Here is a 22,772-nt window from a genome sequence, read left to right on the forward strand (position 1 = left end):
GCGGCCTGCCCTGTCCTCACACCTGGCGCCACACCGCCACCAGGCGGCCCTGCACCGTCACCTGGTCGGCCGGCACCACGATCGGCGCATAGGCAGGGTTGGCTGCCTCCAGGGTCACGGTGCCGCCCTGGCGGTGGAAGTGCTTGAGGGTGGTGCCGCTGCCGGGCACCAGGGCGCTCACGATCGTGCCCGGCTTGAGGCGGCTGGGGTCGTGCACCGGCTCCAGCAGCACCACATCGCCGTCGGCGATGTGGGCGTCCACCATCGAGTCGCCGTTGACGCTGAGGGCGAATAGCTCCCGGCCGCCGATCACGGCCTGCAGATCCAGGTGCTCCCGTACATCGTCGAAGGTCTCCACCAGTCCGCCGGCCGCCACGGCTCCCAGCACCGGCACGCCGCTGGCCTCCTGGCCCAGCAGCCGCAGGGTGCGGGCCTGGCCCTCCTCCCAGGTGAGCCAGCCCTTCTGCTGGAGGTGACGCAGCCGGCTCTGGATCGGCGCCGGGGAGCGCAGGCCCATGGCCTGCATCATCTGGCGGATCGAGGGGCTGTGGCGATGCTGGCCGATGTAGTCAGCCAGCCAGTCGTAGAGCTCCTGCTGGGCCGCGGTGAGCTCCTGGCGATGGGGGGCGGAGGGACTGGTGAGGGAAGGGCCGGAGAGGGATCGGAATGGGGAGATCGCCACGGCCTGGAGGGAGCGCTGGTACTGATACAGATGTACCCTCCCGAGGCCGGTTTGTCCAGCCCCGTCTGCTCACACCCCTCCCAGCAGAGCTGCCAGCAGGGCCTGCTGGGCGTGCAGGCGGTTCTCGGCCTGGTCGAACACCCGGCTGGCACTGCCCTCGATCACGCCGGCGCTGATCTCCAGGCCCCGGTAGGCGGGCAGGCAGTGGAGCACGATCGCCCGCGGGTCGGCCTCGGCCAGCAGGTCCTCGTTGAGGCACCAGCCGGCGAAGGCCTGCTGCCGGGTCTCCTTCTCCTCCTCCTGTCCCATGGAGGCCCACACATCGGTGTAGAGCGCGTGGGCGCCACGCACGGCGGCGACAGGGTCGTGCAGCACCTCCACCGTGGCACCGCGGCTGGCTGCCAGGGACTGGGCGCGTTTGCAGATGCCGTCATCCGGCGCAAAGCCCGGCGGGCAGCCCACGCGCACGTTCACCCCCAGCAGGGCGCCGCAGAGCATCAGCGAGTGGGCCACATTGTTGCCGTCTCCCACATAGCTGAGAGTGAGGCCTGGGAGCTCGCCGAAGACTTCCTGCAGGGTGAGGTAGTCGGCCAGGGCCTGGCAGGGATGCTCCAGATCCGTGAGGGCGTTGATCACCGGAACCGACGCCCAGTGGGCGTAGTCCTCCACCTCCGCCTGGGCGAAGGTGCGGATGGCCAGCCCATCGACAAAGCGGCTCAGCACCCGGGCGGTGTCGGCGATCGGCTCACCACGCCCCACCTGGGTCACGGAGGGGTCGAGGTCGATCACCTGGCCCCCCAGACGGCCCATCGCCACCGAGAAGCTCACCCGGGTGCGGGTAGAGGCCTTGAGGAAGATCAGGCCGAGCACCTTGCCGCTCAGATCCAACCGCACCTGCCCTTGTTTGACGGCGCTCGCCAAGGCAAGCAGTGCGCTGGTCTGCTCAGATGACAGGTCAGCGGAGGAGAGCAGGTCGCGGCCACGCAGCTCGGTGAGGCAGGCGGCGGTTGAGGCGGACTGCGCTGAGGCGGACTGCATCGGGGCCACAACAAACAACACTTATGCGGGATCGGGGGCCTCGCCGTCAAGCGACGGCCCCCCGGGCCTGGCCCACTCAGGCCACCAGGGCGGCCTCCCTGGGCAGGGTGCTGCTGGCCAACAGGTCCTTGAGTTCGTCCCCCTCGATCACCTCCTTGTCGAGAATCTTCTGGGAGATCGTTTCCAGCAGCTCTCGGTTGTGCTGCAGGATCGACAGGGCGCGGTCGTGGGCGCGATCCACCAGGCCGCGCACCTCCTTGTCGATGGCCTGGGCCGTGGCGTCGCTGACCACCCGCCGGGGATTGCTGGGGCCACCCAGGAAGCGGCTGCCGCCCTGTTTGTCGTAGGCCAGGGGGCCAAGGGTCTCACTCATGCCATAGGTGCCCACCATCTGCTCGGCGATGTCGGTGGCGCGCTGCAGGTCGTTGGCGGCGCCGGTGGTGACTTCGCCGAACACCACTTCCTCGGCGCTGCGGCCGCCCAGCAGGGTGGTGATCTGACCCTCGAGGTCTTCCTTGGAGTTCAGGAAGCGCTCTTCGGTGGGCAGCTGAAGGGTGTAGCCCAGGGCGCTCATGCCCCGCGGCACGATTGAAATCTTGGCCACCTTGCTGCCCCCTGGCATCAGGTGACCCACGATCGCGTGGCCCACCTCGTGGTACGCCACCACCTTCTTCTCATCGGGTTGCAGCACCCGGCTCTTCTTCTCCAGGCCGGCCACCACGCGTTCGATGGCCTCGTTGAGGTCGCCCTGTTCCACAGCTGTGCGGTAACCGCGGGCGGCCAGCAGGGCCGCTTCGTTCACCAGGTTGGCCAGGTCGGCTCCGGCGAATCCGGCGGTGGCCTGGGCGATGCGATCGAGGTCCACCCCGTCGGCCAGCTTCACCTTCTTGGCGTAGATATCGAGGATGGTGCGGCGGCCCGAGAGGTCGGGGCGGTCGACCAGAACCTGGCGGTCGAAACGACCGGGGCGCAGCAGGGCGGCGTCGAGGGTTTCCGGCTGGTTGGTGGCCGCCAGCACGATCACCGGCTTCTCCTGGGAATTGAAGCCATCCATCTCGGTGAGCAGCTGGTTGAGGGTCTGCTCGCGCTCGTCGTTGCCGCCGACCACGCCCATCGAGCCGGAGCGGCTCTTGCCGATGGCATCGAGTTCGTCGATGAAGATGATGCAGGGAGCTTTCTTCTTGGCTTCCTCAAACAGATCGCGCACCCGGGCGGCGCCGGCGCCAACGAACAGCTCCACGAATTCGGAGCCGGAGATGATGAAGAAAGGTACCTCGGCCTCACCGGCCACAGCCTTGGAGAGCAGGGTTTTGCCGGTGCCCGGAGGGCCCACCAGCAGCACTCCCTTGGGGATGCGGGCGCCGATGGCGGCATACCGTTCGGGCTTCTTGAGGAAGTCGACGATCTCGGTGAGCTCGGTTTTGGCCTCATCCACTCCAGCCACATCGGCGAAGGTGACCCGTGATTCCTCATCGGGCACATACACCTTGGCTTTGCTTTTGGTGAAGCTGAGAGCTCCCTGGGCACCGCCACCCATGCCGCTGCGGCGGGCAAAGAACTGCAGCACCAGGATGAAGATCAGCGGCGGCACCACCCAGCTCAGCAGGGTGGTGAAGAAGTTGGGTTTCTGGGGTGGTGCGGCGGCAAATTCCACCCCGTGCTGCTCCAGCCGCTGGGGCAGATCCATGTCGAAGATCGGCGTGGTGGCCAGCACCGTGGGGGCTCCTTCGGCAGGAGGTTCCTTGAGCTCGTAGCGGATCTGGTCCTGGGTGATGAAGGCGCGACTCACCGTGTCGTCATTCACCTGATCGATGAACAGCGAATAGGGCACCCTCGGCACCTGCTGCATCGAGTTGTTGGGCAGGAAATTGCTGAACAGCAACAGCACGCCAATGCCGATCAGCACCAGGTTGATCAGACCGAAGCGGCGCGTCGGACGGTTGTCGTCCTGGCGGATGGGCATGGCGCTGACGGGTATCTCGCCCCAAACTAGGCGTGGGCGGCGGCGGCCGATCTGCCTCGGGGGTGGGAGAACCGAATCGTCATGCCCGAGCCCCAGGTCCATGTGTGGTCGCTACTCACTCACCAGCCGGCTGGATGCCCTGCTGCCCCGCCTGCGCGGACCCCTGCCGGAAGGCCTGGAGCACCATTACTCCCCCCGACCCCTGATCCGGCCCGGTGAGCCGCTGCTGATCCAGCGCCTGGAGCAAGGAAGCCCCCAGGTGGATCTGGCCCTGTGGGGGCTGCTGCCGGCCTGGGTGCGCGATCCGCGCGGGCTGGCGCGGCCGATCAACGCCCGCAGCGAAACGGTGGCGGAGAAACCCAGTTTCCGCGCTGCCTGGCGGCACCGGCGCTGCCTGATTCCGGCCGACGCCTTCTTGGAGAAGGGCTTTCGCATCGCCCGCCTGGACGCGGCGCCGTTCTGGCTCGCAGGGGTGTGGGAGCGCTGGCTGGGCGCAGACGGTGAGCAGCTGGACAGCTGCTGCGTGCTCACGACCGAGCCCAATGCCCTGATCGCTCCCATCCACGGGCGCATGCCGGTGGTGATCCCCGAGGCCGCCGAAGCCCCCTGGCTGGAGGCCGCCGACGGCGCCGGCCGGCGCCGGCTGCTGTCCCTGCTGGAGCCCTGGGACCCCGCCGGATGGCAGCGGCTGCCCCTAGACCAGCCACAGCTGGCGTTGCCGATGCCATGAGCGAACGGGTGTGTGACTATCCGCGGCCACCGGCCCTGGTGGCCAGTGAGGAGCTGGTGCGGGTGGAGGCCCTGGGGCTGGTGCTGGCGGAGACCCGCCGCTCCCTGCGGGTGCTGGAGACCTTCCATCCCCCCACCTACTACCTGCCTCCCGAAGCCGTGCGTGCGGAGTTGCTGCAGCCCTGCGCCGGCGCCAGCTTCTGTGAGTGGAAGGGGGTGGCGCGCTACTTCGATGTGGTGCGCGATCCCGGCGGCCCCGGGGAGCGGCGCCTGCGCCGCGCCGTGTGGACCTACCCCGAGCCCAGCGAGCCCTTCGCCGCGTTGGCCGGCTGGTTTGCCGTGTATCCCGCGCTGATGGAGGGTTGCTGGGTGGATGGGGAGCGGGTGATCCCGCAGCCGGGTGGCTTTTACGGGGGCTGGATCACGACCCGGGTGGAGGGTCCCTTCAAGGGCGATCCGCACCATCCGGAGCTTGTATGAGGGTACGGGTGGGAAAGGGCATCGAAGCGCCCTGGGCCTCCACCACATCGCCGATGCGCAGCAGCAGGTTCTGCTGCAGGGCCCAGGCATCGACCACATCGCCGCTGTCGCCATGGCAGAGCAGACGCAGATCCAGGCTGGATTCGCCGTAGCCGGTGAAGTTCACGGCCTTGGCCTTGTCCTGGTCCACGGCGGGATGCTCGGCCAACACCTGCTCCAGGTCGGCCACGATCGGGGGAATGCGCGCGCGATCGTTGTAAGTGAGGCCGAATTCAATCCAGATCCGCCGGTTGTCGGTTTCGGCAATATTCACCACCGTGTTGGTGGTGAAGATGGTGGTGGGCACGAATACCGGCTGCCGCTCGAGGGAACGCAGGCGGGTGTAAAACCAGCTGATGTTCTCCACGGTGCCCATCAGGGTTTCGGAGGGGATTTCGATGAAGTCGCCCACCACGAAGGGGCGATTGATGTAGAGGCTGAGCCCGCTCAGGGAGTTGGACACGATGCCCTGGGCCCCGAAACCCAGCGCCGCCGCGCCGAAGCCCCCGGCCGTGATCAGCAGTGCCGCTGACACCCCCAGCAGCCGCAGCACCTCCAGCACCAGGATCACCAGGGCGGCGATGCCGATCACCTTGGTGAGCACATCGAAGAGAAAGATCTGATCCTTCTCGTTCAGGGCCGGCAGCACGCGGGAGGCGTAGTCACGGGTGTTGGTTCTGATCTCCCGTTTCCAGCGCAGCAGCGTCCAGGTCACACCCAGCATCACCACCAGGTCGCGGATCTCGGCTCCGTTGCGCTCCAGGGCGACCACGGAGGGGGAGAGCAGCGCTCCGACCCACCAGCCCAGGGCGCTCAACAGGATCGTGGCGCTGATGCTGCGGCGTGCCGCCACCAGCAGACCCCGGCCCAGGCCGCCGCGCTCCAGCCGCCGGGCCAGGAGGTTGATCACCACTAGGCTGAGCAGGCTCAGGGCCAGGCCGGTGAGCGGCATCTGCAGCTCCAGCGGCAAGCTGTTGGTGGGATCCGGCATGGGCTCCTGTCGGCTGGGTCGGTCGGTGCAGAACCAGGGTGCCGCAAGGGGAGGGTGGCCGGTGTCAGCGGTTCTCCAGCTGCCAGAGCAGATCGCTGCCCAGCAGTTGCGGTTCCCGGCTCCGCCAGGACGGCACCTGGCTCAGGTCAGTGAAACCCAGCTCCCCCACCGGTGTGCAGGCGGGAGTGCCACCCATCACTCGGGGGGCGATCACGGCGGCGATGCGCTGCACGGCGCCGTCGGCCAGGGCTGCGGCGGCCAGCGCTGGCCCGCATTCCCACAGCACCTGGTTGCAGCCCCGCTGCGCCAGGGCCACCAGCAGTGCCGCCGGCGTGCAGCTGGGCAACAGCAGCCGCTCCACCCCCCGCTCGTCGAGCTGGAACCGGGCTCTCGGCGGTGCCTCCACTCCGTGGGCCACCAGGGTGGGGGCGACCTCCTGGTCCCAGAGGCGGGCCTCGTTGGGCAGGTCCAGGCTCCGGCTGAGCACCACCCGCAGGGGCTCGGGTCGGCGCCGACCGCGGCTGGTGAGCAGGGGGTTGTCGGCGCGCACGGTGCCGCCACCCACGATCACGGCGTCGCAGCGGCTGCGCAGACCATGCACCCAGTGCCGCGCCGCCGGGCTGCTGATCCACTGGCTGGCCCCATTGCTGAGGGCGATCCGGCCATCGACACCCATGGCCCACTTGAGGATGCCCAAAGCCCGGCCACTGGCCAGGCGATGCAGGAAGGCCGCGTTCAGCTCCCGGGCCTCGGCCGCGCCCACCCCGCTGATCACCTCCACGCCGGCGGCCCGCAGTTCGGCGATGCCGCCGCCATTCACCTGAGGGTTGGGGTCGGCCATGGCGATCACCACCCGGCGGATGCCGGCGTTGATCACGGCGGTGCTGCAGGGCGGGGTGCGTCCGTGGTGGCAGCAGGGCTCCAGCGTCACCACCAGGGTGCCGCCCCCGGCCCGCTCGCCGGCCTGGGCCAGCGCCATCGCCTCGGCGTGGGGCTCGCCGGCGCGGGCATGGAAGCCCTCGCCCACCAGAACGCCCTGGCGATCGAGCAGCACGGCTCCCACCAGGGGGTTGGGGCTGGTGCGTCCCGACGCCAGGGCCGCCAGCTGCAGGGCCCGCCGCATCCACGGCCGCCAGCGCGCGGCCTCCGCCTCAGGGCAAGGCGCATCGGCCGCGGGGTCAGGGGTGTCGGCTGTCATGGTGACCAGCCTGACGCAACAGCGCCGCCCGTCCGGGGCAAGGTAGGGCCAACTCTGCAGCCGATTCCATGGCCTCCAGGGAGGACTGGCGGCTCCCCTCCAATCCCCAGTTGCTGCGCTTTCTGCTGCTGGTGGCCAGTGGCTGGGCTGCCATGCAGGTGATCGCCACATTCCAGGTGGTGCTGCTCCTGTTCAGTGCCGCGGCGGTGCTGGCGATGTTGCTCAACGTGCCGGTGTGCTGGTTCAGTCGGGTGATGCCACGGCCAGCGGCCATCTCCCTCACCGTGATCGGTGGGCTGGGCGCCGGGCTGGCCCTGGCCTGGATGCTGGGCCTGCAGTTGGTGAATCAGGCAAGCCAGTTGCTGGCCCAGCTGGAGGCTGTGATTGCGGATCCGCAGCTCCCCTTCCGCGGCAGGCTCGGTGCCTACCTCGATCAGCTGGACCTGGAACGCATCATCGATCTGGTGCGCTCCAACTTCGACACCGGCATCGGCTTGCTGGGGGGCGCCGTGGGCAACGTTCTCGGCGTGGTGGTCTTGGTGGTGCTCACCGTGTACATGCTTGTGGATGACGGGAGGTTGTGGCGGGCCCTGCTTCAGCTGCTGCCGCCGGCGCTGCGTGGCCGGCTGCACCGCAGCGTGCGCCGCAACGTGCTCGGCTTTCTGCGCGGCCAGATCACCCTCGTGGTGTTCCTCACCAGCACCAGCCTGCTGGCCTTCAGCCTGCTGGGGGTGAAATTCGCCCTGATCCTGGCCCTGGTGGTGGGGCTGCTCGATGCGATTCCCGGGATCGGCGCCACGCTCGGGGTGATCACCATCAGCGTGGTGGTGCTGGCCACCCAGGGGTACGGCGTGGCCCTGGCCGTGGTGGCGGTGTCGGTGCTGCTGCAGCAGATTCAGGACAACGTGCTCCAGCCCCGGGTGATGGGTCGCGTGCTCTCGATTCCACCCCTGGTGCTGTTTCTGGCCCTGTTCCTCGGGGAACGGGTGGCCGGCCTGCTGGGGATCCTGCTGGCGGTGCCGGTGGCGGGAATGGTGATCAACTGGGAGCGCGACCGCTGGAGCGGCGACCGGCGGGTTTCGGGCCCCAGTGAGTTGCCCTGAAGCCAGTGGTTGAGCTGTTCACCCCAGCTGCTCAGCCGTTCACCAGGGAACGCCATTCGGCCACCACGAACGGGGGCACCGGCAGCTCCGTGAACACCCCTGGAAGGAACAGCCGCAGGGGCCGGTTCTGGCTGAGCTCGGCGATCAGGGGGGAGAGGTCGAATTCGGCCGCGGCGGAGCGGCCGTCGGCGGCCAGCTGGGGATTGGCGAGGGTGAGGTCGGCGAGCTGCCAGTGGCGCCGACCGCTCCGCACCGCCAGGGCGGTGGGATGGTCGAGCCTCACCTTGCCGGGATAGCCCACGATGCGCAGCTTCAGCGCCCCCCCCGGCGGCCCCTCCCGGTAGGCCACCAGCTGCCAGCTCTGGTAGTCGAGGTCGCGCAGGCTCTCGAGGCTGCGCAGCACCGGCCTGCCCTGTTCGTCGCTGTGGGCATGGAGCTGGGCGGCGGCGGGTGCCGCCGCCAGGGCCAGGCCGGCCAGCAGGCACACCAGGCAGAGGGTGGCGCTCAGGGCCGCACGCAGGAGCAGGGGCATGGGGCTCAGGGGTCGGCGCTGAGGGCCGGTTGGGCGGCGCATGGCTGTCGCTCAGCACCCGGAATCACCTGCCAGTTGGTGTGGGTGGCCCACAGGGCCCAGATCGCCATCGCTCGTAAGTAGTGGCAGGCGCGGAAGGTGTGGGCGGCCGTGATCGCTTCGGGGGTGCGGAACTGCAGCCCGCCGCTGTACACCTGCTCCACCACGGCGCCGGTGATCGCCAGGGCGGTGCTGGTATCGCCCATCAGCCGGTAGTAGGCGGCCAGGCCGAAGTTGATGCCGGTCCACACCTCCAGGGGGTGGGTGCCGTTGGGATCGAGGGGGGTGCCGTCGCGGCGCAGACCGTTGGCCACCCCCAGCCGGCCGCCCTCGAAGCGCTCGAAGCAGGCCTCACGGATGGCGTTCAGGGCCGAGCGGGCGCGGGTGTCGTCCACCACCGGTGGCAATCCCAGCAGGCGGGCGTAGAAGTCGCCGCAGAGCTGGTCGGCCATCACCACGGGCGTGTCGCTGTCGGCGTCGATGGCGTAGTACTCGCCGTTCCAGAGCAGGCGGTCGAAGTTGGCGCGGCTCTGCTCCAGCCAGTGGCTGAACTGCCGCTGCTCGCTGGAGGTATCCAGCCCCAGCTCCAGCTGCAGCCGCTGGCCCATGGCCAGGGCCGCCTCCAGGGCTGCGATCCAGAGGGCACCGCAGTAGGCGCTTACCCCCTGCAGCGGCCAGTCGTCGAAGGTCTGGTCCGGGGCCCCGCCGTTGTCGGGGAGGCCGTCGTCGTTGGCGTCGAAGGTCTTCAGGTAGCGCAGGGCCTGCACCGCCGCCGGCCAGCAGTCGGCCAGGAAACGCAGGTCCTCGCCGTCGGGGGCGCGGCACACGCTGCGCCACACCTGCAGCACAAAGTCGCTGGCCAGGTCCTTCCAGAGGTTGCAGTCCTGGTAGGCGGTGTAGTTGCTGGCATCCCAGGGCCGCTCGTTGGGGGCGCCGAGGTCGTGGGGGGTGGCGCCGGCCAGCTTGCGTGGCGCCTCCACCCGGCCCCGGCCCTGGGTGAAATACCAGCCGATCGGCCGCAGTGTGGCATCGGCGGCGGGGATGGCGCGGGCGAAGCTGCGCAGCACGCTGCGATCCAGCTCCGGCCACAGCTGCAGCAGGGCGAAGGAGCCGTAGAGCCGCACGTCGAGGCTTTCATACCAGGCGTAGTCGAAGCACTCGAGCACCCCGAAGCGACCCACCGGATCCTCCTGGCTGGCCGCAGTCCAGAGGGTGCCGCCGCTGGCCAGGTCGTAAAGCTCGTTGAACAGGGCCATGCGGATCGGCTCCGGCAGGTCGGTGCGCTCCAGCACCGGTTGCTGCCAGGCCACGATCCGGCCGTGCCAGTCGCGCCAGTCGCGCAGCGCCTCGGCGGCGATGGCGGCGGCGTTGTCGCCGCCGGCACCGAAGACATCGGTGTAGCGGCGCAGCGCCCGGCTGCCCGTGGCGAAGGCCGTGACCGGCAGATCCCAGCTGATCACAATTGGGATCTCGATCGCCTGGCCGGGTTCGAGGCGCAGCCGCACCGCCAGGGCGGCGCTGGCGGGGTCGTGCTCCTGGCTGTGGCGGTCGTTGTTGCTGTCAGGGATGGAACCGTCCCGGCTGAACGGCTGCCACAGCTCAGCCCCGCTGCCGGCCGGGTCCCAGCGGCTGCAGCGCAGGATCTGCAGGCCGGGATGGCGCTCCTCCAGGCCGGCGTCGGTGGCGATGCACCACTGGCCCTGGCCCTCGGCGACCGGTGCGCTGCGCTCCCCCTCCAGCAGCACCCCCTTGAGGCCCGGTTCGTCCAGCCAGCGGTTGCGCTGGCCGGCGCTGCGGCCGATGGCCGGCACGTAGCTGTGCTCGGGGCTGCCGTCGTCGCGGAACGTGACGGCTGCTGTGGGGTCGGTGTTGGTGAACCAGCCGCAGGTGTTGCGCCAGCTCAGCAGCAGCGAGAGCTCCAGCGGCTTGCGGGTGGGATTGCGCAGGGTCCACACGAACACCGCCAGCGGGTAGCTGCTGCGCCGGTAGTCGCCCGGGAGAACCGGGCTGAAGGCCTCGCAGCTCAGCTCGGCGTTGAACACCCCCGTGTAGTGGCTGGCGCTGAGGGGGTAGCGGGCGCTGTAGGTGCCGGTGCTGCGCTCGGCGCTGCTGGCCGGATACCAGCTCCAGGCCTCCAGAGGCGGGCCGGCTTCGGGGCGGGAGGCATCCCGCTCGGGCTGCACCGCCAGGGCGTGGGCCTGCGCCTGCTGGCCGTCGCTCTCGAACAGGGCGAACTGGCAGTCGGGGAGGGTGCCGAACCAGTGCTCGCCGCCGTCCAGGTGCCAGAGGTTGAAGCTGCCGTCGGGGGCGCGGCCGATGCAGCCGGCCCCCAGGCCCCCGAGGGGCATGCCGTGGTTGGGGCCGTCGTCGAGGTTGCTGGCGTAGCGCACCGTGTAGGGCTGCTCCCAGCCCATCCCGAGGGGCCGCTGCCAGCTGGCGGCAGGCGCCTGCCAGCCCCTGCGGCCGCCGCTCAGCAGGGAGGTGAGCGCGGGAATGCCGAGGCGCGCCATGGGCAGGACGACGGAGGGGCCGGCTTGGGAAGTGCGCCCAGCTTGTCAGAGCTGCCCTGAGGCCTCCTGATCGATCAGGGCATCGAGGGTGGCGGCGGTGCGCACCAGGGCCTGGTAGTGCTGCACCAGCCTTCGGTTGCGCTCCAGCCAGCTGGCCGGATCAGCGCCGCCGCCAGCGCCCAGGCCAGCGGCCGGGCCGTGGCCGTCGCCGTCGAGCAGCTCCAGGCTGTCCTGCTGCTGCAGCAGGGCGAGCACCAGTTCGTGCAGGCGCTGGCGGCGATCGCTCATGGGGCGGGCATCGTCCGGGTGGGCATCATGGCGCCAGTGGCCGTGCTGCGCTGAGCTCCGCCAGAGCCTGGGTTGATGTGGTGGGCTGCGATGCCTCCGGCCTGCCGGGCCTGCCGCCGGCGCAGCGAGCCCTGCTGCAGGGCGCCCGGCTGCTGGTGGCACCGGCACGGCTGCAAGAGCAGCTGGCGCAGGCCTGCCCGCATGCCGAGCGGCTCAGCAGCGAGCGGCCCGAGCGGCTGCTGCCGCGGCTCCGCCAGGCCCTGGTCAGGGCTGAGCCGGCGGTGGTGCTGGCCAGTGGCGATCCGCTCTGGTTCGGCATCGGCCGGTTGCTGGTCCAGGAGCTGGGTGCGGCGGCGCTGCGCTTCCATCCAGCCCCCAGCTCGCTGCAGCTGGCCTTCGCCCGCATCGGCCGGCCCTGGCAGGACGCTCGCTGGATCAGCCTGCACGGCCGCGACCCTGAACCCCTGGCGGCGGCCCTGCAGCAGCGCCCGCCGGCCCTGGCGGTGCTCACCGACCCCGGCCGCGGCGGTGCCGGCGAGGTGCGGGCGCTGCTGCGGGCCTCGGGCCTGGAGGCGGCCTACGGCTTCTGGCTGTGCGAGCGGCTGGGCCATCCGGCCGAGCGGGTGCAGCGGCTGGCAGCGCAGGCGTGTCTGCCGGCCGATCTCGATCCGCTGCACCTGGTGCTGCTGATCGCCGAACCGCCGCCACCGCCGCTGGATCCGGCGGCCCTGCCACTGTTCGGCCTCGACGACGGCCTGTTTCTGCAGCACGACGATCGCCCCGGCCTGATGACCAAGCGGGAGGTGCGCATCCAGTTGCTGGCCGATCTGGACCTGCCCGAGCGCGGGGTGCTGTGGGACATCGGTGCCGGGGTGGGCTCCATCGGTCTGGAGGCCCTGCGGCTGCGGCCGGATCTGCAGGGCTGGCTGGTGGAGCAGCGCGGCGGCGGCGCGGCCCTGATCAGCGCCAATGCCGCGCGGCTGGGGGTGGCACCGGCCGGGGTAGTGGAGGGGCGGGCGCCGGAGGCCCTGGCGGCGCTGCCGGATCCCGATCGGGTGCTGCTCGGCGGTGGCGGCCGCGGGCGGCTGGCGCTGCTGGCAGTGGTGCTCGATCGGCTGCGGTCGGGCGGGCGGGTGGTGATCCCCCTGGCCACCGTGGAGGCGCTGGCGGAGCTGCGGCCGCCGCTGGAGCGGGCCGGCCTGGCGGTGCGGGTGGCTCAGCACCAGGCCTGGCGTGGTGCTCCCCTCGCCGACGGCACCCGGCTGGCGCCGCTCAATCCAGTGCTGGTGCTGGTGGGGCAGTGTCCCTGAAGGACCCGCTGCCCAGGGGTTCGATGGTGACCGGCGTGCCGGCCGTGATCCCCAGCCGGGCCGCTTCGCCGGCCGCCAGCTCGAGCACCCCCTCCACCGGCTCGGCCGGGCCGTAGCTGGGGCAGGGCAGGCGCGGGCAGGGCTGGACGTCGGCCTCGATCGCCAGCACCCGGCCGGAGCTCACGAACAGCATGTCCAGTGCTGCGGGGGTGCGGTGCATCCAGAAGCGCGCCGGCGCCGGCGGTTCGTAGGGGAACCACATGCCCCGCAGGGGCGGCAGGGGCGGCCGCAGCTGCAGCCCCAGGGCCTGGCGGCGCGGGGTGTCGGCCACCTCCAGCTCGATGCAGCGCTGCGGCGCCAGGCACCAGCGGGCCGTGATCGGCAGCACCTGGGGCGCCCCCTGATCCCCCCGGGCCCGCAGCGCAGCGGTGGGGATCAGCAGGCCGGCCAGGGCCAGGCCCGCCAGTGCCAGGGCCCTCGGCGCTGCCGGCCTCATCCGCCGCCTCCCAGCGCGGGCAGGCCGGCGCTGAGGCAGTAGCCCTGGCCCCGGATCGTGTGGATCAGGCGCCGCTCGCCCTCCTGCTCCAGTTTCTGGCGCAGATAGCGCACGTACACCTCGATCACGTTGCTGGCCATGCCGCGATCGTCGTTCCACACCTGGCGCAGGATCTGATCGCGGCTCACCACCCCGCCCTGCCGTTCGAGCAGCAGCAGCAGCAGCTGGTATTCCCGGGCGGTGAGGGCCACCGTGCGGTTGCCGCGCTTCACCTGGCGGCTGCTGGGGTTGAGGGTGAGGTCGGCCACCTGCAGCAGCGGTGAGGGCAGGCCGCTGCGGCGCCGCAGGTTGAGTTGCAGCCGCAGCCGCATCAGCAGGTCGCTGGTGCCCTGGCCCGGCAGCCAGAAGTCGTCAGCGCCGGCGCTCAGGCAGCGCACCCGTGCCTCCACCGAGTCGGCCTCCACCGCCAGCAGGATCGGCACATCGACGAAACGCCGGCGCAGCGCGGCGATGCGCCCCTGCTCCTGCGGCCCCAGCAACACCAGATCGGGCCCTGCTCCGGGGGCCTCCGGATTCCGCTCCAGCGCGTAGCCGGAGGCCTCCAGCCGCGCCGCCAGGGCCTCTGCTTCCGGCCCCAGCAGCAGCAGCCGGGCCGCGCTCATGGGAGTTCCCCGTTGCCGGGTTTGGCCACGTGGGGCAGGCCCCAGCCCAGCTTGTTGCGCAGCACCCCGAAGAACTCGTGATCGGCCAGTCGCACAAACCGCACCGGATGGTCACTGCGGCGGATCAGGATCCGGTCTTCGGGCCAGATGTAGCAGCCGGCACTGCCGTCCACCACCATCATCAGCCGCTCCGGGGTGGCGGGAAACACCGTGACCGGCTCGCGATCGCTGAACACCAGCGCCCTTGAGGCCAGGGAATGGGGGGCGATCGGCGTGAGCTGCAGCACCGGGCAGTCCGGCGTGATCACCGGACCCCCGGCGCTGAGGGCGTAGGCGGTGGAGCCGGTGGGGGTGGAGAGGATCACGCCGTCGGCGGCGATGTCCACCGGGGCGTGGCGGCCGATGGCGATCTCGAAATGGCACATCGACGTGAGCGGCTCGCGGTGCAGGGCCATTTCGTTGAGGCAGAGCACCTCCCAGCGGCGCTGCTCGCTGCGCAGCACGCTCACCACCAGCATGCTGCGCTCCTCCACCGTCCAGCGGCCGGAGATCACCTGCTCGAGGGCCCCATCGAGCTGGTGCAGGTAGGCCTCGGCCAGAAAGCCCAGATGGCCGGTGTTGATGGTGAGGATCGGCACGCCGATCGGTGCCGTCTGGCGCGCCGCAGAGAGCACGGTGCCGTCGCCGCCGAGCACCACCGCCAGCTCCAGCTCCTCGCTGAAATTGTCCGGCACGCAGGCCCTGAAGCCGCGGTTGCGCAGGTGCTGGTCGGGGTTGGCGAAGCCCACCATGCCCCCGGAACTGCTCACCCGCCGCACGTCCCAGCCGTGGCCCCTGAAGCGCTCCTCAAGGGCATCGGCGGTGGTCATGGCCAGGCCCTTGCCGTCATTCACGATCAGTCCGACGCGGGGCACCGATCGCTGGGCGGGGGGCTCGTTGAGTTTATGGGCCGGCTTCAGAACTGCTCCAGGAAACGCAGATCGCTGGTGTAGAGGCGGCGGATGTCATCGATGCCGTGGCGCACCATGCAGAAGCGCTCCACCCCCAGGCCGGCGGCGAAACCGCTCCAGCGCTCCGGATCCAGCCCCATCCCCTCCAGCACCGCCGGATCGACCATGCCGCAGCCCATCACCTCCAGCCAGCGGCCCCGCCACTGCACATCCACCTCGGCGCTCGGTTCGGTGAAGGGGAAGTAGCTGGCGCGGAAGCGCACCGGCAGGTCGCCGAAGAAGCGCTGCAGAAAGGCCGTGACGGTGCCGCGCAGATGGCTGAAGGCGAGGCCCTCGTCGATGGCCAGCACCTCCACCTGATGGAACACCGGCGAGTGGGTGGCATCCACGGCGTCGCGGCGATACACCCGCCCCGGGGCGATCACCCGCACCGGCGGCGGGTTGGTCTCCAGGTAGCGGATCTGCACCGGTGAGGTGTGGGTGCGCAGCAGCCGGCCGTCCTGGAGGTAGAAGGTGTCCTGCATGTCCCGGGCCGGGTGATGCTCGGGGATGTTCAGGGCCGTGAAGTTGTAGTGGTCGGTCTCGATCTCCGGCCCCTCCGAGACCCGGTAGCCGAGGCCGCTGAAGATGTCCACGATCTCTTCGATCGTGCTGATCAGCGGGTGGCGACGGCCCACTGGCACGTAGCTGCTGGGGGCCGTGACATCGAGGCTTTCGCGGGCGATGCGCTGCTCCAGCACGGCTGATTTCACCGCCTGCAGGCGTTCGCTGAGCTGCTCCTGCACCTGCTGCTTGAGCACGTTGGCCCGCTGGCCGATCACGGGACGGTCAGCGCCCGGCAGCTTGCCCATGGCCCCCAGCACGGCCGAGAGCCGCCCCTTCTTGCCCAGCAGGCCCACCCGCAGCTCATCGAGCTCGGCGGCGCTGCCGGCGGCGGCGATGGCGGCGGCCGCCTCGTTCTCCAGCTGCTGGAGCTGGGCGCTCAGATCCTCAAGCGACACGGTGACGCCCACGACAAACCCGCTGTTGGTGGCCAGGAGGAGACTGTACGGAGCAGTCCCCCAAACCGATGCCACCCCTGAGGATCCTGATCAGCAACGACGACGGGGTCTTTGCCGCCGGGATCCGCACCCTGGCCAACGCCGCCAACGCCCGCGGCCACACGGTGAGCGTGGTTTGCCCCGATCAGGAGCGCTCCGCCACCGGCCATGGCCTCACCCTGCAGACCCCGATCCGGGCGGAGCGGGCCGATGAGCTGTTCGATGACGGCATCACCGCCTGGGCCTGCAGCGGCACCCCCAGCGACTGCGTCAAGCTGGCGCTGTTCTCACTCCTCGATGAGTGGCCCGATCTGGTGCTCTCGGGCATCAACCACGGCCCCAACCTGGGCACCGACGTGCTCTATTCCGGCACGGTGAGCGCGGCCATGGAGGGCACGATCGAGGGACTGCCCGCCCTGGCGGTGAGCAGTGCCGATTTCCAGTGGCGTCAGTTTGAGCCCGCGGCCGGCCTGGCCCTGGATGTGGCTGAGCGCATGCTCGCCGAAGAGTGGCCCCAGGGGCTGCTGCTCAATCTCAACGTGCCGCCGCGGCCCGCCGAGAGCATCGGCCCCCTGCGCTGGTGCCGCATCGCCGTGCGCCGCTACACCGACCAGTTCGAGCGCCGCATCGATCCCCGCGGCCGCAGTTACTACTGGCTGGCCGGCGAGGTGGCCAACGACCTCGACGCCGCCGTGGCCGGCCCACCTCTATGGCCCACCGACGTGGCCCATGTGCATGCCGGTGGGGCTTCTCTGAGCCCCCTGCAGCCGGAATTCTTCTGGATGGGTGACACCACCACCCTGCCCAACCTCGAGGCCCTGAATGTGGCCGGGCCTCAGCGCACCCTGTAGATCCGCTGCAGCATCCAGAGGCTGAACATCAGGCCGATCAGGTGGGCGAACAGCACCTGGGTGTTGCCCAGCACCGTGAACATCTCGATCGCGGTGATCGGCAGCCCCACCACCTGCCTGCTTGCCCCTCCGGCCCCTTCGATCTGGGCCCCGAAGAACCCCGGCACCTGCTGGGAGGCCTGCACGAACAGGCTGCCGGCCATGGCCTGATAGCCCAGCGAGGCCAGGGTCAGGCCTCCCAGGTCGACCAGCAGCCCACGCTTGAGCAGCCGGCCGGTTTCCCCGCGGCTGGGTTTCACCCCACTGGCCAGGGCGCGGCCGCAGCGCACCACCAGCCAGCTCTGCCAGCCGCTGAACAGCAGCACCAGGAAGGCCAGGGTGGTGAGGCTGATGCCCGGACCCAGGCCCAGGGCCCGGGCGGAATTGGCCGCCAGCCGGCCGCCGATGTTGTTGAACAACAGCACCCCCACCACCACCACGCCGAGCACCACCTGCGCCCAGAAGCGGATCCAGCCCATGCGCCGCAGGGCCCCCGACAGCCTCTGCAGCTCCAGCTCGTCGGTCATCGGCCTCGATTGCGGTGCCCCAAACCTGCCATGGGAAGATCACCAGGGTGTGCCACGGCTTCGGGAACTGTCGCGTTGATTCCCCTGCACACGCCCCGGCAGGCCCAGCGCCCCACCGCCATCGCCCTGGGCAGTTTCGATGGCCTGCACCGGGGCCACCGGCGGGTGATCGCCGCTGTCACCGCTGCCGGCGCGGGGGTGCCCACCGTGGTGAGCTTCTGGCCCCATCCGCGCGAAGTGCTCTACGGCGAGCCCCGCCTGCGCCTCGACCTGCCGGCCGAGAAGCTGGAACTGCTCCAGCCCCTGGGCATCAGGCAGCTGGTGCTGGTGCCGTTCGACCGCCAGCTCGCCGCCCTCGATCCGCAGGCGTTCGTGGACCAGGTGCTGGTGGATCAGCTCGAGGCGCGCCGGGTGGCCGTGGGGGCGAACTTCCGTTTCGGCGCCGGCCGCCGCGGTGACGCCCGGGATCTGCAGACGCTGGCAGCCGCCCGCGGCATTGCCGTGAGCGTGCTGCCGATGCTCTCCGACAGCGACGAGCAGCTGAGCAGCAGCCGCATCCGCCGGGCCCTGAGCGCCGGCGACATCGCCGAGGCCAGGCGCATGCTGGGGCGTCCCTACCGCTTCAGTGGCGTGGTGGTGCGCGGTCGGGGCCTGGGCCGCCAGCTGGGCTGGCCCACCGCCAATCTGCAGGTGGACGGCCGCAAGTTTCTGCCGCAGGAAGGGGTGTATGCCGCCCTGGCGCAGCTGGATGGGTCCGATTCCGCCATGGCGGCGGTGATGAATCTGGGCCCCCAGCCCACCGTGGACCCCACCGCCCCCTCGGCGGTGGAGGTGCACCTGCTCGATCGCTCCCTGGAGCTGGTGGGTCGACAGTTGCGCGTGGAGCCGCTGGCCCTGCTGCGCCACCAGCGCCGCTTCGATGGCATCGAGGCCCTCAGCACCCAGATCGCCGCCGATGCAGGCCAGGCCCGGCACCTCTGCCGCGATCTAGGCGATCGGGTAGGCGTGGGTGAGGCCCCACACAATGAAGGCGCCGATGCCCCCCAGCAGCAGAATTCCTGACACCAGCACCAGCATCGGATTGTCGCCGCCGCCCTGATCAAAGCCGTCTGCCATGGCCTGGATCTGCCGGCCAGCGGCAGTGCACCTGTGGCCTCAGTTAACCAGCATCCGTTGTTCGCCATGGTCACGCCCGACACGCCGCGCACGCCCGACACGCCGCCCACGCCCGACAGCCCCGCGCCGGAACGGGCGGCCGTGCAGCGCCTGCTGGATGCCAATCTCGACCGGGCCCGGGAGGGCCTGCGGGTGCTGGAGGACTGGGCCCGCTTCGGTCTCGAGCGCGCCGATCTGGTGGCCCGCACCAAGGACCTGCGTCAGCGGCTCGGGGGGCTGCACCGCACGGCCTACAAACAGGCACGCCATACGGCCACCGACCCGGCCGCCGGGATGGGCCATCCCGCCCAGGCCCAGCGCCTGTTGCCCGCCCAGGTGGTGGCGGCCAATGCCGCCCGGGTGCAGGAGGCCCTGCGGGTGCTGGAGGAATTCGGCCGGCCCCTCGACCCCCAGCTGGCGCTGGAGGCGGCGGCGATCCGCTACCGGCTCTACGACCTGGAGCTGGAGCTGCTGCGGGCTGGTGCCGCCGACAGTGAACGCCGCCGCCGCCTGCAGGCCGCCCATCTCTATCTGGTCACCAGTCCGGTGCCTGAGCTGGAGGAGGTGGTGGCCGCCGCCCTGGCCGGCGGCGTGCGGCTGGTGCAGTACCGGGCCAAGGAGGGCAGTGCGGCCCAGGGCGCCGGGCCCCTCACAGATGCCCAGCGGCTGGCGCAGGCGCGCCGCCTGCGCCAGCTCTGCGCCCGCCACGAGGCCCTGTTTCTGGTGAACGACCGCATCGATCTGGCCCTGGCGGTGGATGCCGATGGGGTGCATCTTGGGCAGGACGACCTGCCCCCCGCCGTCGCCCGGCGACTGCTGGGGCCGGAGCGGTTGATTGGGCGCAGCACCCATGCCCTCGAGCAGCTGCGCCAGGCCCAGGCCGATGGCTGCGACTACGTGGGGGTGGGCCCGGTGAACGCCACCCCCACCAAGCCCGGCCGGGAGCCGGTGGGGCTGGCCTATGTGCGCGAGGCCGCCGCCGCCAGCGCCATTCCCTGCTTCGCCATCGGCGGCATCAGCGCGGCGGCGGTGCCGGCCGTGCGCCAGGCCGGTGCCAGCCGGGTGGCGGTGGTGCGGGCGATCACCGAGGCCGCCGACCCGGCGGCCGCTAGCCGGCAACTGCTGGCGGCCCTGGAGCAGGAGCACTGAACCCAGGCCGCGGCGGCGGCACAGCTGGGGGTCAATCACGCAGCATGGGGCCAGGTGCAGGCTGCCGATGGCCCCCGCCAGCGAGATGTCGATCCAGGTGAACGGTGAGCCGCGCCGCTGTGCGGCCGGACTGAATCTGGAGCAGCTGCTGGTGGAGCTGGGCTACCGCCCCCCGCTGGTGGTGGTGGAATTCAACGGCGAGATCCTGCCCCGCGGCCGATGGGGCGCCCAACAGGTGCAGGAATCCGACGTGCTGGAGGTGGTCACCATCGTGGGAGGTGGTTCTTAGATTCCGCAGATACCACCGCTGAGGCCGGTACCTGTTGCCGCGGCCTCGTCATCCTCCTGGCGCAACCTTCCCTGCGCCCGTCCTGAACCGGTTTCCCATGCGTCCCTCACTCTTCCTGCGCCGTGCTGTCGCCTGGCTGGCCCTGCCGGCCCTGGTGCTGGGGCTGATGGTGCTCGCCCCGCAGCCCTCCTGGGCGGCCAGCGGTGGCCGCATCGGTGGTGGCAGTTTCCGCGCGGCCCCCTCCATGCCCCGCAGCTTCAGCGGCGGTGGCGGCGGGATGCGCGGCGGCGGTGGCTTCGGTGGTGGCTATGGCGGCGGTTACCGCGGTGGTGGTATCGGCTTCCCCTTCCTGATTCCGATCTTCGGTTTCGGCGGCGGCGGTCTGTTCGGCTTTCTGGTGCTGATGGCCGTGGTGGGTCTGATCGCCAATGCCGTGCGCGGCACCGGCGGCGGCTTGCCCCAGGGCGGTAGTTCCCGCGCCGTGATGGCACCCCGCAGCGACGGACCGGTGAGCATTGCCCAGGTGCAGGTGGGGCTTCTGGCCTCCGCCCGCCCACTGCAGGACGACCTGCGCAGGCTGGCCGGGTCGGCTGACACCAGCCACAGCGCCGGTCTGCAGACCGTGCTTCAGGAAACCACCCTGGCGCTGCTGCGCCACCCCGACCTCTGGGTCTACGCCAACGTCGAGGTGGGCCAGGTGCCCTTCGCCAGTGCCGAGGCCACCTTCAACCGCCTGTCGATGGCTGAGCGCAGCAAGCTCGATCGCGAGCTCACCACCAACGTGGCCGGCCGCCGCTCCCAGGAGGCCGCCGCTGCCGCCGCCGGCGACAGTGACGCCACCAGCGACTTCATCGCCGTGACCGTGCTGCTCGCCAGCCGCCGCCCCCTCCCCCTCAAGGGCGCCGACAACGCCGACCAGCTGCGTCAGTCGCTGCAGGTGCTGGGGGCGGCGAGTGCGGCTGATCTCATCGCCCTGGAGGTGATCTGGCAGCCCGATGGTGCCGGCGAGGCCTTCAGCACCGAGCAGCTGCTCACCACCTACCCCGATCTGCGTCACGTCTGAGGATGCGCAGGGCCGCCATGGCGGCCCCGTAACCGTTGTCCACATTCACCACGCACAACCCCGGCGCGCAGCTGGCGAGCATGCCGGTGAGGGCAGCTCGCCCGCCGGCGCTCACCCCATAGCCCACGCTCACCGGCACGCCGATCACGGGCTGGGGCAGCAGGCCCGCCAGCACGGTGGGCAGGGCGCCCTCCATGCCGGCGCAGGCGATCAGCACATCCACCTCGGCCAGGGCCTCGAGCTGCTCCAGCAGGCGGTGCAGCCCGGCCACGCCCACATCCAGCAGCAGCTCGGCGGCCAGCCCGTGGCAGTGCAGCGCCACCTGGGCCTCGCTGGCCACGGCCAGGTCGCTGGTGCCGCCGGCCAGCACCGCCACCCGGCCCCGGCGGGGGTCGGGGAACGGCAGGGCGGAGCTGGTGAGGCAGCGGGCCTCGGGCACATAGCGCAGGGCCGGCTTCGGTGCGTCGGCGCCGGCCAGGAGGGTGTGCACCGCGGCGGCCTTCTCCGCTGCCACGCGGGTGGCCAGCACGATTTCGCCGGCGGCCTGGAGGCTGCGCACCACGGCGGCGATCTGTTCGGCGCTCTTGTGCTCGCCCCACACGGCCTCCACCATGCCCAGGCGCTGGCGACGCTGCAGATCGAGGCGATGCCGGCGGGGTTCGCCGCTCCCCTGTTCGCCGCTCCCTGGTTCACCGCTGTTCACTGGGGTTCCAGTTCCCCTTCGAACACCAGCGGGAAGGGATTGCCCGCGGGCACGCCGGTGCCCTGGCGGGCGATCTGCTCGAAGCGCTCCTGCACCTGCTCCAGCTCCGGGGTGGGAATCGACTGCCACTGGGTGCGGCTGGCCCAGCGGATCAGCAGGATCGCCTCCTCCCGCCCTGGATCCCAGAACAACTCCCGGCCCAGAAAGCCGTCCTGGCGGGCGAGGAAGGGTCCCCAGCTGCCCCGCTCGGCGTCCAGCCAGGCCTGGCGCTGGTGGGCCGGCACCCGCAGGCGCAGTTGTTCCACCACCACCGATCCCCCGGCCGCCGCCGGGGGGGGCGCTGTGACCGACACCGCAGCCAGCAGTGCCAGAACCCCCAGCACCCTCACGAGCCGATTCAGCAGCTGGGCGGGCGCCGCGCTCATGGCTGCAGCAGCAGGGCCACGGCGTGGCAGGCGATGCCCTCCTCGCGGCCCACGGGCCCGAGCTGCTCGTTGGTGGTGGCCTTGATCCCCACCTGATCGGCGCGCAGGCCCATGCGATCGGCGATGGCGCTGCCCATGGCCTCGATGTGGGGCCTCAGCCTGGGCCGCTCGGCCACCACCACCGCATCCACGTTGCCCACGCTCCAGCCGCGCTCCTGCAGCAGGGCCACCACCTGCTCCAGCAGCACCAGGCTGTCGGCCCCCCGCCACTGGGGGTCGTCGGGGGGGAAATAGCGGCCGATGTCGCCCAGGGAGAGGGCTCCCAGCAGGGCGTCCATGATCGCGTGCACGAGCACATCGGCGTCGCTGTGGCCATCGAGCCCGAGGCCGGCCGGGTGCTCCAGCCGCTGGCCTCCCAGGATCAGGGGCCGCCCCGGTACCAGCCGGTGGATGTCGTAGCCGTTGCCGATGCGCAGCTGCATGGAGGGCGAGGGGGTTGAGGTGCCGCCCTGGCCAGTCTT

General features: G+C 71.0%; 25 protein-coding genes. 9 read left to right on the forward strand and 16 right to left on the reverse strand.

Annotated features, from left to right (window positions below; all coding sequences use genetic code 11):
- Nucleotides 1–16: 16 nt before the first annotated feature.
- The 3 genes from lexA to ftsH form a co-directional block, all read right to left on the reverse strand.
- Nucleotides 17–676 (reverse strand): transcriptional repressor LexA, encoded by a 660-nt coding sequence (gene lexA / locus KBY96_RS13110; protein WP_254979964.1) that lies wholly within the window; start codon nt 674–676, stop codon nt 17–19.
- Between the two features lie 75 nt (nt 677–751).
- Nucleotides 752–1,720, reverse strand: a complete 969-nt coding sequence (argF, locus tag KBY96_RS13115; RefSeq protein ID WP_254979910.1) for an ornithine carbamoyltransferase — start codon at nt 1,718–1,720, stop codon at nt 752–754.
- A 76-nt stretch (nt 1,721–1,796) separates the two neighbouring features.
- On the reverse strand, nt 1,797–3,683 hold the full coding sequence (gene ftsH / locus KBY96_RS13120) for an ATP-dependent zinc metalloprotease FtsH (RefSeq protein WP_254979911.1): 1,887 nt from the start codon (nt 3,681–3,683) through the stop codon (nt 1,797–1,799).
- Between the two features lie 100 nt (nt 3,684–3,783).
- Here ftsH and KBY96_RS13125 point away from each other — a divergent pair, with 100 nt between their 5' ends.
- Both KBY96_RS13125 and KBY96_RS13130 read left to right on the forward strand, forming a co-directional pair.
- Nucleotides 3,784–4,413 carry an SOS response-associated peptidase gene (locus tag KBY96_RS13125; RefSeq protein ID WP_254979912.1) on the forward strand — a complete coding sequence of 210 codons (630 nt, stop codon included), beginning with the start codon at nt 3,784–3,786 and terminating at the stop codon, nt 4,411–4,413.
- Entirely contained in the window at nt 4,410–4,892 is a 483-nt protein-coding gene (locus tag KBY96_RS13130) for a DUF427 domain-containing protein (protein ID WP_254979913.1), read from the forward strand. Before KBY96_RS13125 ends, KBY96_RS13130 begins: the two co-directional genes overlap by 4 nt.
- Here KBY96_RS13130 and KBY96_RS13135 read toward each other — a convergent pair.
- Both KBY96_RS13135 and ribD read right to left on the reverse strand, forming a co-directional pair.
- Nucleotides 4,858–5,922, reverse strand: a complete 1,065-nt coding sequence (locus KBY96_RS13135; RefSeq protein ID WP_254979915.1) for a mechanosensitive ion channel family protein — start codon at nt 5,920–5,922, stop codon at nt 4,858–4,860. The genes KBY96_RS13130 and KBY96_RS13135 overlap by 35 nt on opposite strands.
- Before the next feature lie 64 nt (nt 5,923–5,986).
- On the reverse strand, nt 5,987–7,045 hold the full coding sequence (gene ribD / locus KBY96_RS13140; RefSeq protein WP_254979965.1) for a bifunctional diaminohydroxyphosphoribosylaminopyrimidine deaminase/5-amino-6-(5-phosphoribosylamino)uracil reductase RibD: 1,059 nt from the start codon (nt 7,043–7,045) through the stop codon (nt 5,987–5,989).
- A 143-nt stretch (nt 7,046–7,188) separates the two neighbouring features.
- Here ribD and KBY96_RS13145 point away from each other — a divergent pair, with 143 nt between their 5' ends.
- Entirely contained in the window at nt 7,189–8,223 is a 1,035-nt protein-coding gene (locus KBY96_RS13145; protein WP_254979916.1) for an AI-2E family transporter, read from the forward strand.
- A 31-nt stretch (nt 8,224–8,254) separates the two neighbouring features.
- Here the strand turns inward: KBY96_RS13145 and KBY96_RS13150 are convergent, their stop codons facing one another.
- From KBY96_RS13150 to KBY96_RS13160, 3 genes are read right to left on the reverse strand one after another with little or no spacing between them, the layout of a single operon-like run.
- Nucleotides 8,255–8,755, reverse strand: a complete 501-nt coding sequence (locus KBY96_RS13150) for a DUF3122 domain-containing protein (protein WP_254979918.1) — start codon at nt 8,753–8,755, stop codon at nt 8,255–8,257.
- A gap of 5 nt (nt 8,756–8,760) precedes the next feature.
- Nucleotides 8,761–11,304: a GH116 family glycosyl hydrolase gene (locus tag KBY96_RS13155; protein WP_254979920.1), complete on the reverse strand. Its 2,544-nt coding sequence runs from the start codon at nt 11,302–11,304 to the stop codon at nt 8,761–8,763.
- A gap of 45 nt (nt 11,305–11,349) precedes the next feature.
- Nucleotides 11,350–11,592, reverse strand: a complete 243-nt coding sequence (locus tag KBY96_RS13160) for a hypothetical protein (protein WP_254979922.1) — start codon at nt 11,590–11,592, stop codon at nt 11,350–11,352.
- 80 nt (nt 11,593–11,672) lie between these two features.
- Here KBY96_RS13160 and cbiE point away from each other — a divergent pair, with 80 nt between their 5' ends.
- Nucleotides 11,673–12,902, forward strand: a complete 1,230-nt coding sequence (gene cbiE / locus KBY96_RS13165) for a precorrin-6y C5,15-methyltransferase (decarboxylating) subunit CbiE (RefSeq protein WP_254979924.1) — start codon at nt 11,673–11,675, stop codon at nt 12,900–12,902.
- Here cbiE and KBY96_RS13170 read toward each other — a convergent pair.
- From KBY96_RS13170 to pheS, 4 genes are read right to left on the reverse strand one after another with little or no spacing between them, the layout of a single operon-like run.
- Nucleotides 12,865–13,398, reverse strand: a complete 534-nt coding sequence (locus tag KBY96_RS13170; RefSeq protein ID WP_254979925.1) for a DUF192 domain-containing protein — start codon at nt 13,396–13,398, stop codon at nt 12,865–12,867. The genes cbiE and KBY96_RS13170 overlap by 38 nt on opposite strands.
- Nucleotides 13,395–14,060 carry a response regulator transcription factor gene (locus KBY96_RS13175; protein ID WP_254979926.1) on the reverse strand — a complete coding sequence of 222 codons (666 nt, stop codon included), beginning with the start codon at nt 14,058–14,060 and terminating at the stop codon, nt 13,395–13,397. The genes KBY96_RS13170 and KBY96_RS13175 overlap by 4 nt, the downstream gene beginning before the upstream one ends.
- On the reverse strand, nt 14,057–14,974 hold the full coding sequence (locus KBY96_RS13180) for an NAD(+) kinase (protein WP_254979927.1): 918 nt from the start codon (nt 14,972–14,974) through the stop codon (nt 14,057–14,059). Before KBY96_RS13180 ends, KBY96_RS13175 begins: the two co-directional genes overlap by 4 nt.
- A gap of 41 nt (nt 14,975–15,015) precedes the next feature.
- A complete protein-coding gene (gene pheS / locus KBY96_RS13185) occupies nt 15,016–16,023 on the reverse strand; it encodes a phenylalanine--tRNA ligase subunit alpha (RefSeq protein ID WP_254979928.1) in 1,008 nt (335 codons plus the stop codon).
- A gap of 56 nt (nt 16,024–16,079) precedes the next feature.
- Here pheS and surE point away from each other — a divergent pair, with 56 nt between their 5' ends.
- The gene (surE, locus tag KBY96_RS13190) at nt 16,080–16,901 is read left to right on the forward strand and encodes a 5'/3'-nucleotidase SurE (protein WP_254979930.1); all 822 of its coding nucleotides are present in this window, start codon (nt 16,080–16,082) and stop codon (nt 16,899–16,901) included.
- Here surE and KBY96_RS13195 read toward each other — a convergent pair.
- On the reverse strand, nt 16,886–17,467 hold the full coding sequence (locus KBY96_RS13195; protein ID WP_254979931.1) for a DUF3611 family protein: 582 nt from the start codon (nt 17,465–17,467) through the stop codon (nt 16,886–16,888). The genes surE and KBY96_RS13195 overlap by 16 nt on opposite strands.
- A 75-nt stretch (nt 17,468–17,542) precedes the next feature.
- On the opposite strand from KBY96_RS13195, the gene KBY96_RS13200 reads away from it, so the two are divergent.
- The 4 genes from KBY96_RS13200 to KBY96_RS13215 all read left to right on the forward strand — a co-directional run bounded on the left by KBY96_RS13200 (nt 17,543) and on the right by KBY96_RS13215 (nt 21,123).
- Nucleotides 17,543–18,529 (forward strand): bifunctional riboflavin kinase/FAD synthetase, encoded by a 987-nt coding sequence (locus tag KBY96_RS13200; RefSeq protein ID WP_315859498.1) that lies wholly within the window; start codon nt 17,543–17,545, stop codon nt 18,527–18,529.
- Nucleotides 18,530–18,649: 120 nt separating this feature from the next.
- Nucleotides 18,650–19,771: a thiamine phosphate synthase gene (locus KBY96_RS13205; RefSeq protein WP_254979932.1), complete on the forward strand. Its 1,122-nt coding sequence runs from the start codon at nt 18,650–18,652 to the stop codon at nt 19,769–19,771.
- A 67-nt stretch (nt 19,772–19,838) separates the two neighbouring features.
- On the forward strand, nt 19,839–20,060 hold the full coding sequence (thiS, locus tag KBY96_RS13210) for a sulfur carrier protein ThiS (RefSeq protein WP_254979933.1): 222 nt from the start codon (nt 19,839–19,841) through the stop codon (nt 20,058–20,060).
- A gap of 97 nt (nt 20,061–20,157) precedes the next feature.
- Entirely contained in the window at nt 20,158–21,123 is a 966-nt protein-coding gene (locus KBY96_RS13215; RefSeq protein WP_254979934.1) for a DUF1517 domain-containing protein, read from the forward strand.
- Here KBY96_RS13215 and larB read toward each other — a convergent pair.
- The 3 genes from larB to ispF form a co-directional block, all read right to left on the reverse strand.
- Nucleotides 21,092–21,736, reverse strand: a complete 645-nt coding sequence (gene larB / locus KBY96_RS13220; protein WP_254979966.1) for a nickel pincer cofactor biosynthesis protein LarB — start codon at nt 21,734–21,736, stop codon at nt 21,092–21,094. The genes KBY96_RS13215 and larB overlap by 32 nt on opposite strands.
- Before the next feature lie 86 nt (nt 21,737–21,822).
- Nucleotides 21,823–22,251, reverse strand: coding sequence for a TIGR03792 family protein (locus tag KBY96_RS13225; RefSeq protein ID WP_254979935.1), 429 nt, complete (start codon nt 22,249–22,251; stop codon nt 21,823–21,825).
- Entirely contained in the window at nt 22,248–22,733 is a 486-nt protein-coding gene (gene ispF, locus KBY96_RS13230) for a 2-C-methyl-D-erythritol 2,4-cyclodiphosphate synthase (RefSeq protein ID WP_254979936.1), read from the reverse strand. Before ispF ends, KBY96_RS13225 begins: the two co-directional genes overlap by 4 nt.
- Between the last annotated feature and the right edge of the window lie 39 nt (nt 22,734–22,772).

It is taken from the genome of Cyanobium sp. ATX 6A2, assembly GCF_024346355.1.
Lineage (GTDB): Bacteria > Cyanobacteriota > Cyanobacteriia > PCC-6307 > Cyanobiaceae > NIES-981.

Bases quoted from the DNA above. Each gene is read 5' to 3' on its own strand.
- argF (WP_254979910.1), bottom strand. From the start codon at position 1,720: ATGCAGTCCGCCTCAGCGCAGTCCGCCTCAACCGCCGCCTGCCTCACC.
- ftsH (WP_254979911.1), bottom strand. From the start codon at position 3,683: ATGCCCATCCGCCAGGACGACAACCGTCCGACGCGCCGCTTCGGTCTG.
- KBY96_RS13125 (WP_254979912.1), top strand. From the start codon at position 3,784: ATGTGTGGTCGCTACTCACTCACCAGCCGGCTGGATGCCCTGCTGCCC.
- KBY96_RS13130 (WP_254979913.1), top strand. From the start codon at position 4,410: ATGAGCGAACGGGTGTGTGACTATCCGCGGCCACCGGCCCTGGTGGCC.
- KBY96_RS13135 (WP_254979915.1), bottom strand. From the start codon at position 5,922: ATGCCGGATCCCACCAACAGCTTGCCGCTGGAGCTGCAGATGCCGCTC.
- ribD (WP_254979965.1), bottom strand. From the start codon at position 7,045: ATGCGGCGGGCCCTGCAGCTGGCGGCCCTGGCGTCGGGACGCACCAGC.
- KBY96_RS13145 (WP_254979916.1), top strand. From the start codon at position 7,189: ATGGCCTCCAGGGAGGACTGGCGGCTCCCCTCCAATCCCCAGTTGCTG.
- KBY96_RS13150 (WP_254979918.1), bottom strand. From the start codon at position 8,755: ATGCCCCTGCTCCTGCGTGCGGCCCTGAGCGCCACCCTCTGCCTGGTG.
- KBY96_RS13155 (WP_254979920.1), bottom strand. From the start codon at position 11,304: ATGGCGCGCCTCGGCATTCCCGCGCTCACCTCCCTGCTGAGCGGCGGC.
- KBY96_RS13160 (WP_254979922.1), bottom strand. From the start codon at position 11,592: ATGAGCGATCGCCGCCAGCGCCTGCACGAACTGGTGCTCGCCCTGCTG.
- KBY96_RS13170 (WP_254979925.1), bottom strand. From the start codon at position 13,398: ATGAGGCCGGCAGCGCCGAGGGCCCTGGCACTGGCGGGCCTGGCCCTG.
- KBY96_RS13175 (WP_254979926.1), bottom strand. From the start codon at position 14,060: ATGAGCGCGGCCCGGCTGCTGCTGCTGGGGCCGGAAGCAGAGGCCCTG.
- surE (WP_254979930.1), top strand. From the start codon at position 16,080: ATGCCACCCCTGAGGATCCTGATCAGCAACGACGACGGGGTCTTTGCC.
- KBY96_RS13195 (WP_254979931.1), bottom strand. From the start codon at position 17,467: ATGACCGACGAGCTGGAGCTGCAGAGGCTGTCGGGGGCCCTGCGGCGC.
- KBY96_RS13205 (WP_254979932.1), top strand. From the start codon at position 18,650: ATGGTCACGCCCGACACGCCGCGCACGCCCGACACGCCGCCCACGCCC.
- thiS (WP_254979933.1), top strand. From the start codon at position 19,839: ATGGCCCCCGCCAGCGAGATGTCGATCCAGGTGAACGGTGAGCCGCGC.
- KBY96_RS13215 (WP_254979934.1), top strand. From the start codon at position 20,158: ATGCGTCCCTCACTCTTCCTGCGCCGTGCTGTCGCCTGGCTGGCCCTG.
- larB (WP_254979966.1), bottom strand. From the start codon at position 21,736: ATGGTGGAGGCCGTGTGGGGCGAGCACAAGAGCGCCGAACAGATCGCC.
- KBY96_RS13225 (WP_254979935.1), bottom strand. From the start codon at position 22,251: ATGAGCGCGGCGCCCGCCCAGCTGCTGAATCGGCTCGTGAGGGTGCTG.
- ispF (WP_254979936.1), bottom strand. From the start codon at position 22,733: ATGCAGCTGCGCATCGGCAACGGCTACGACATCCACCGGCTGGTACCG.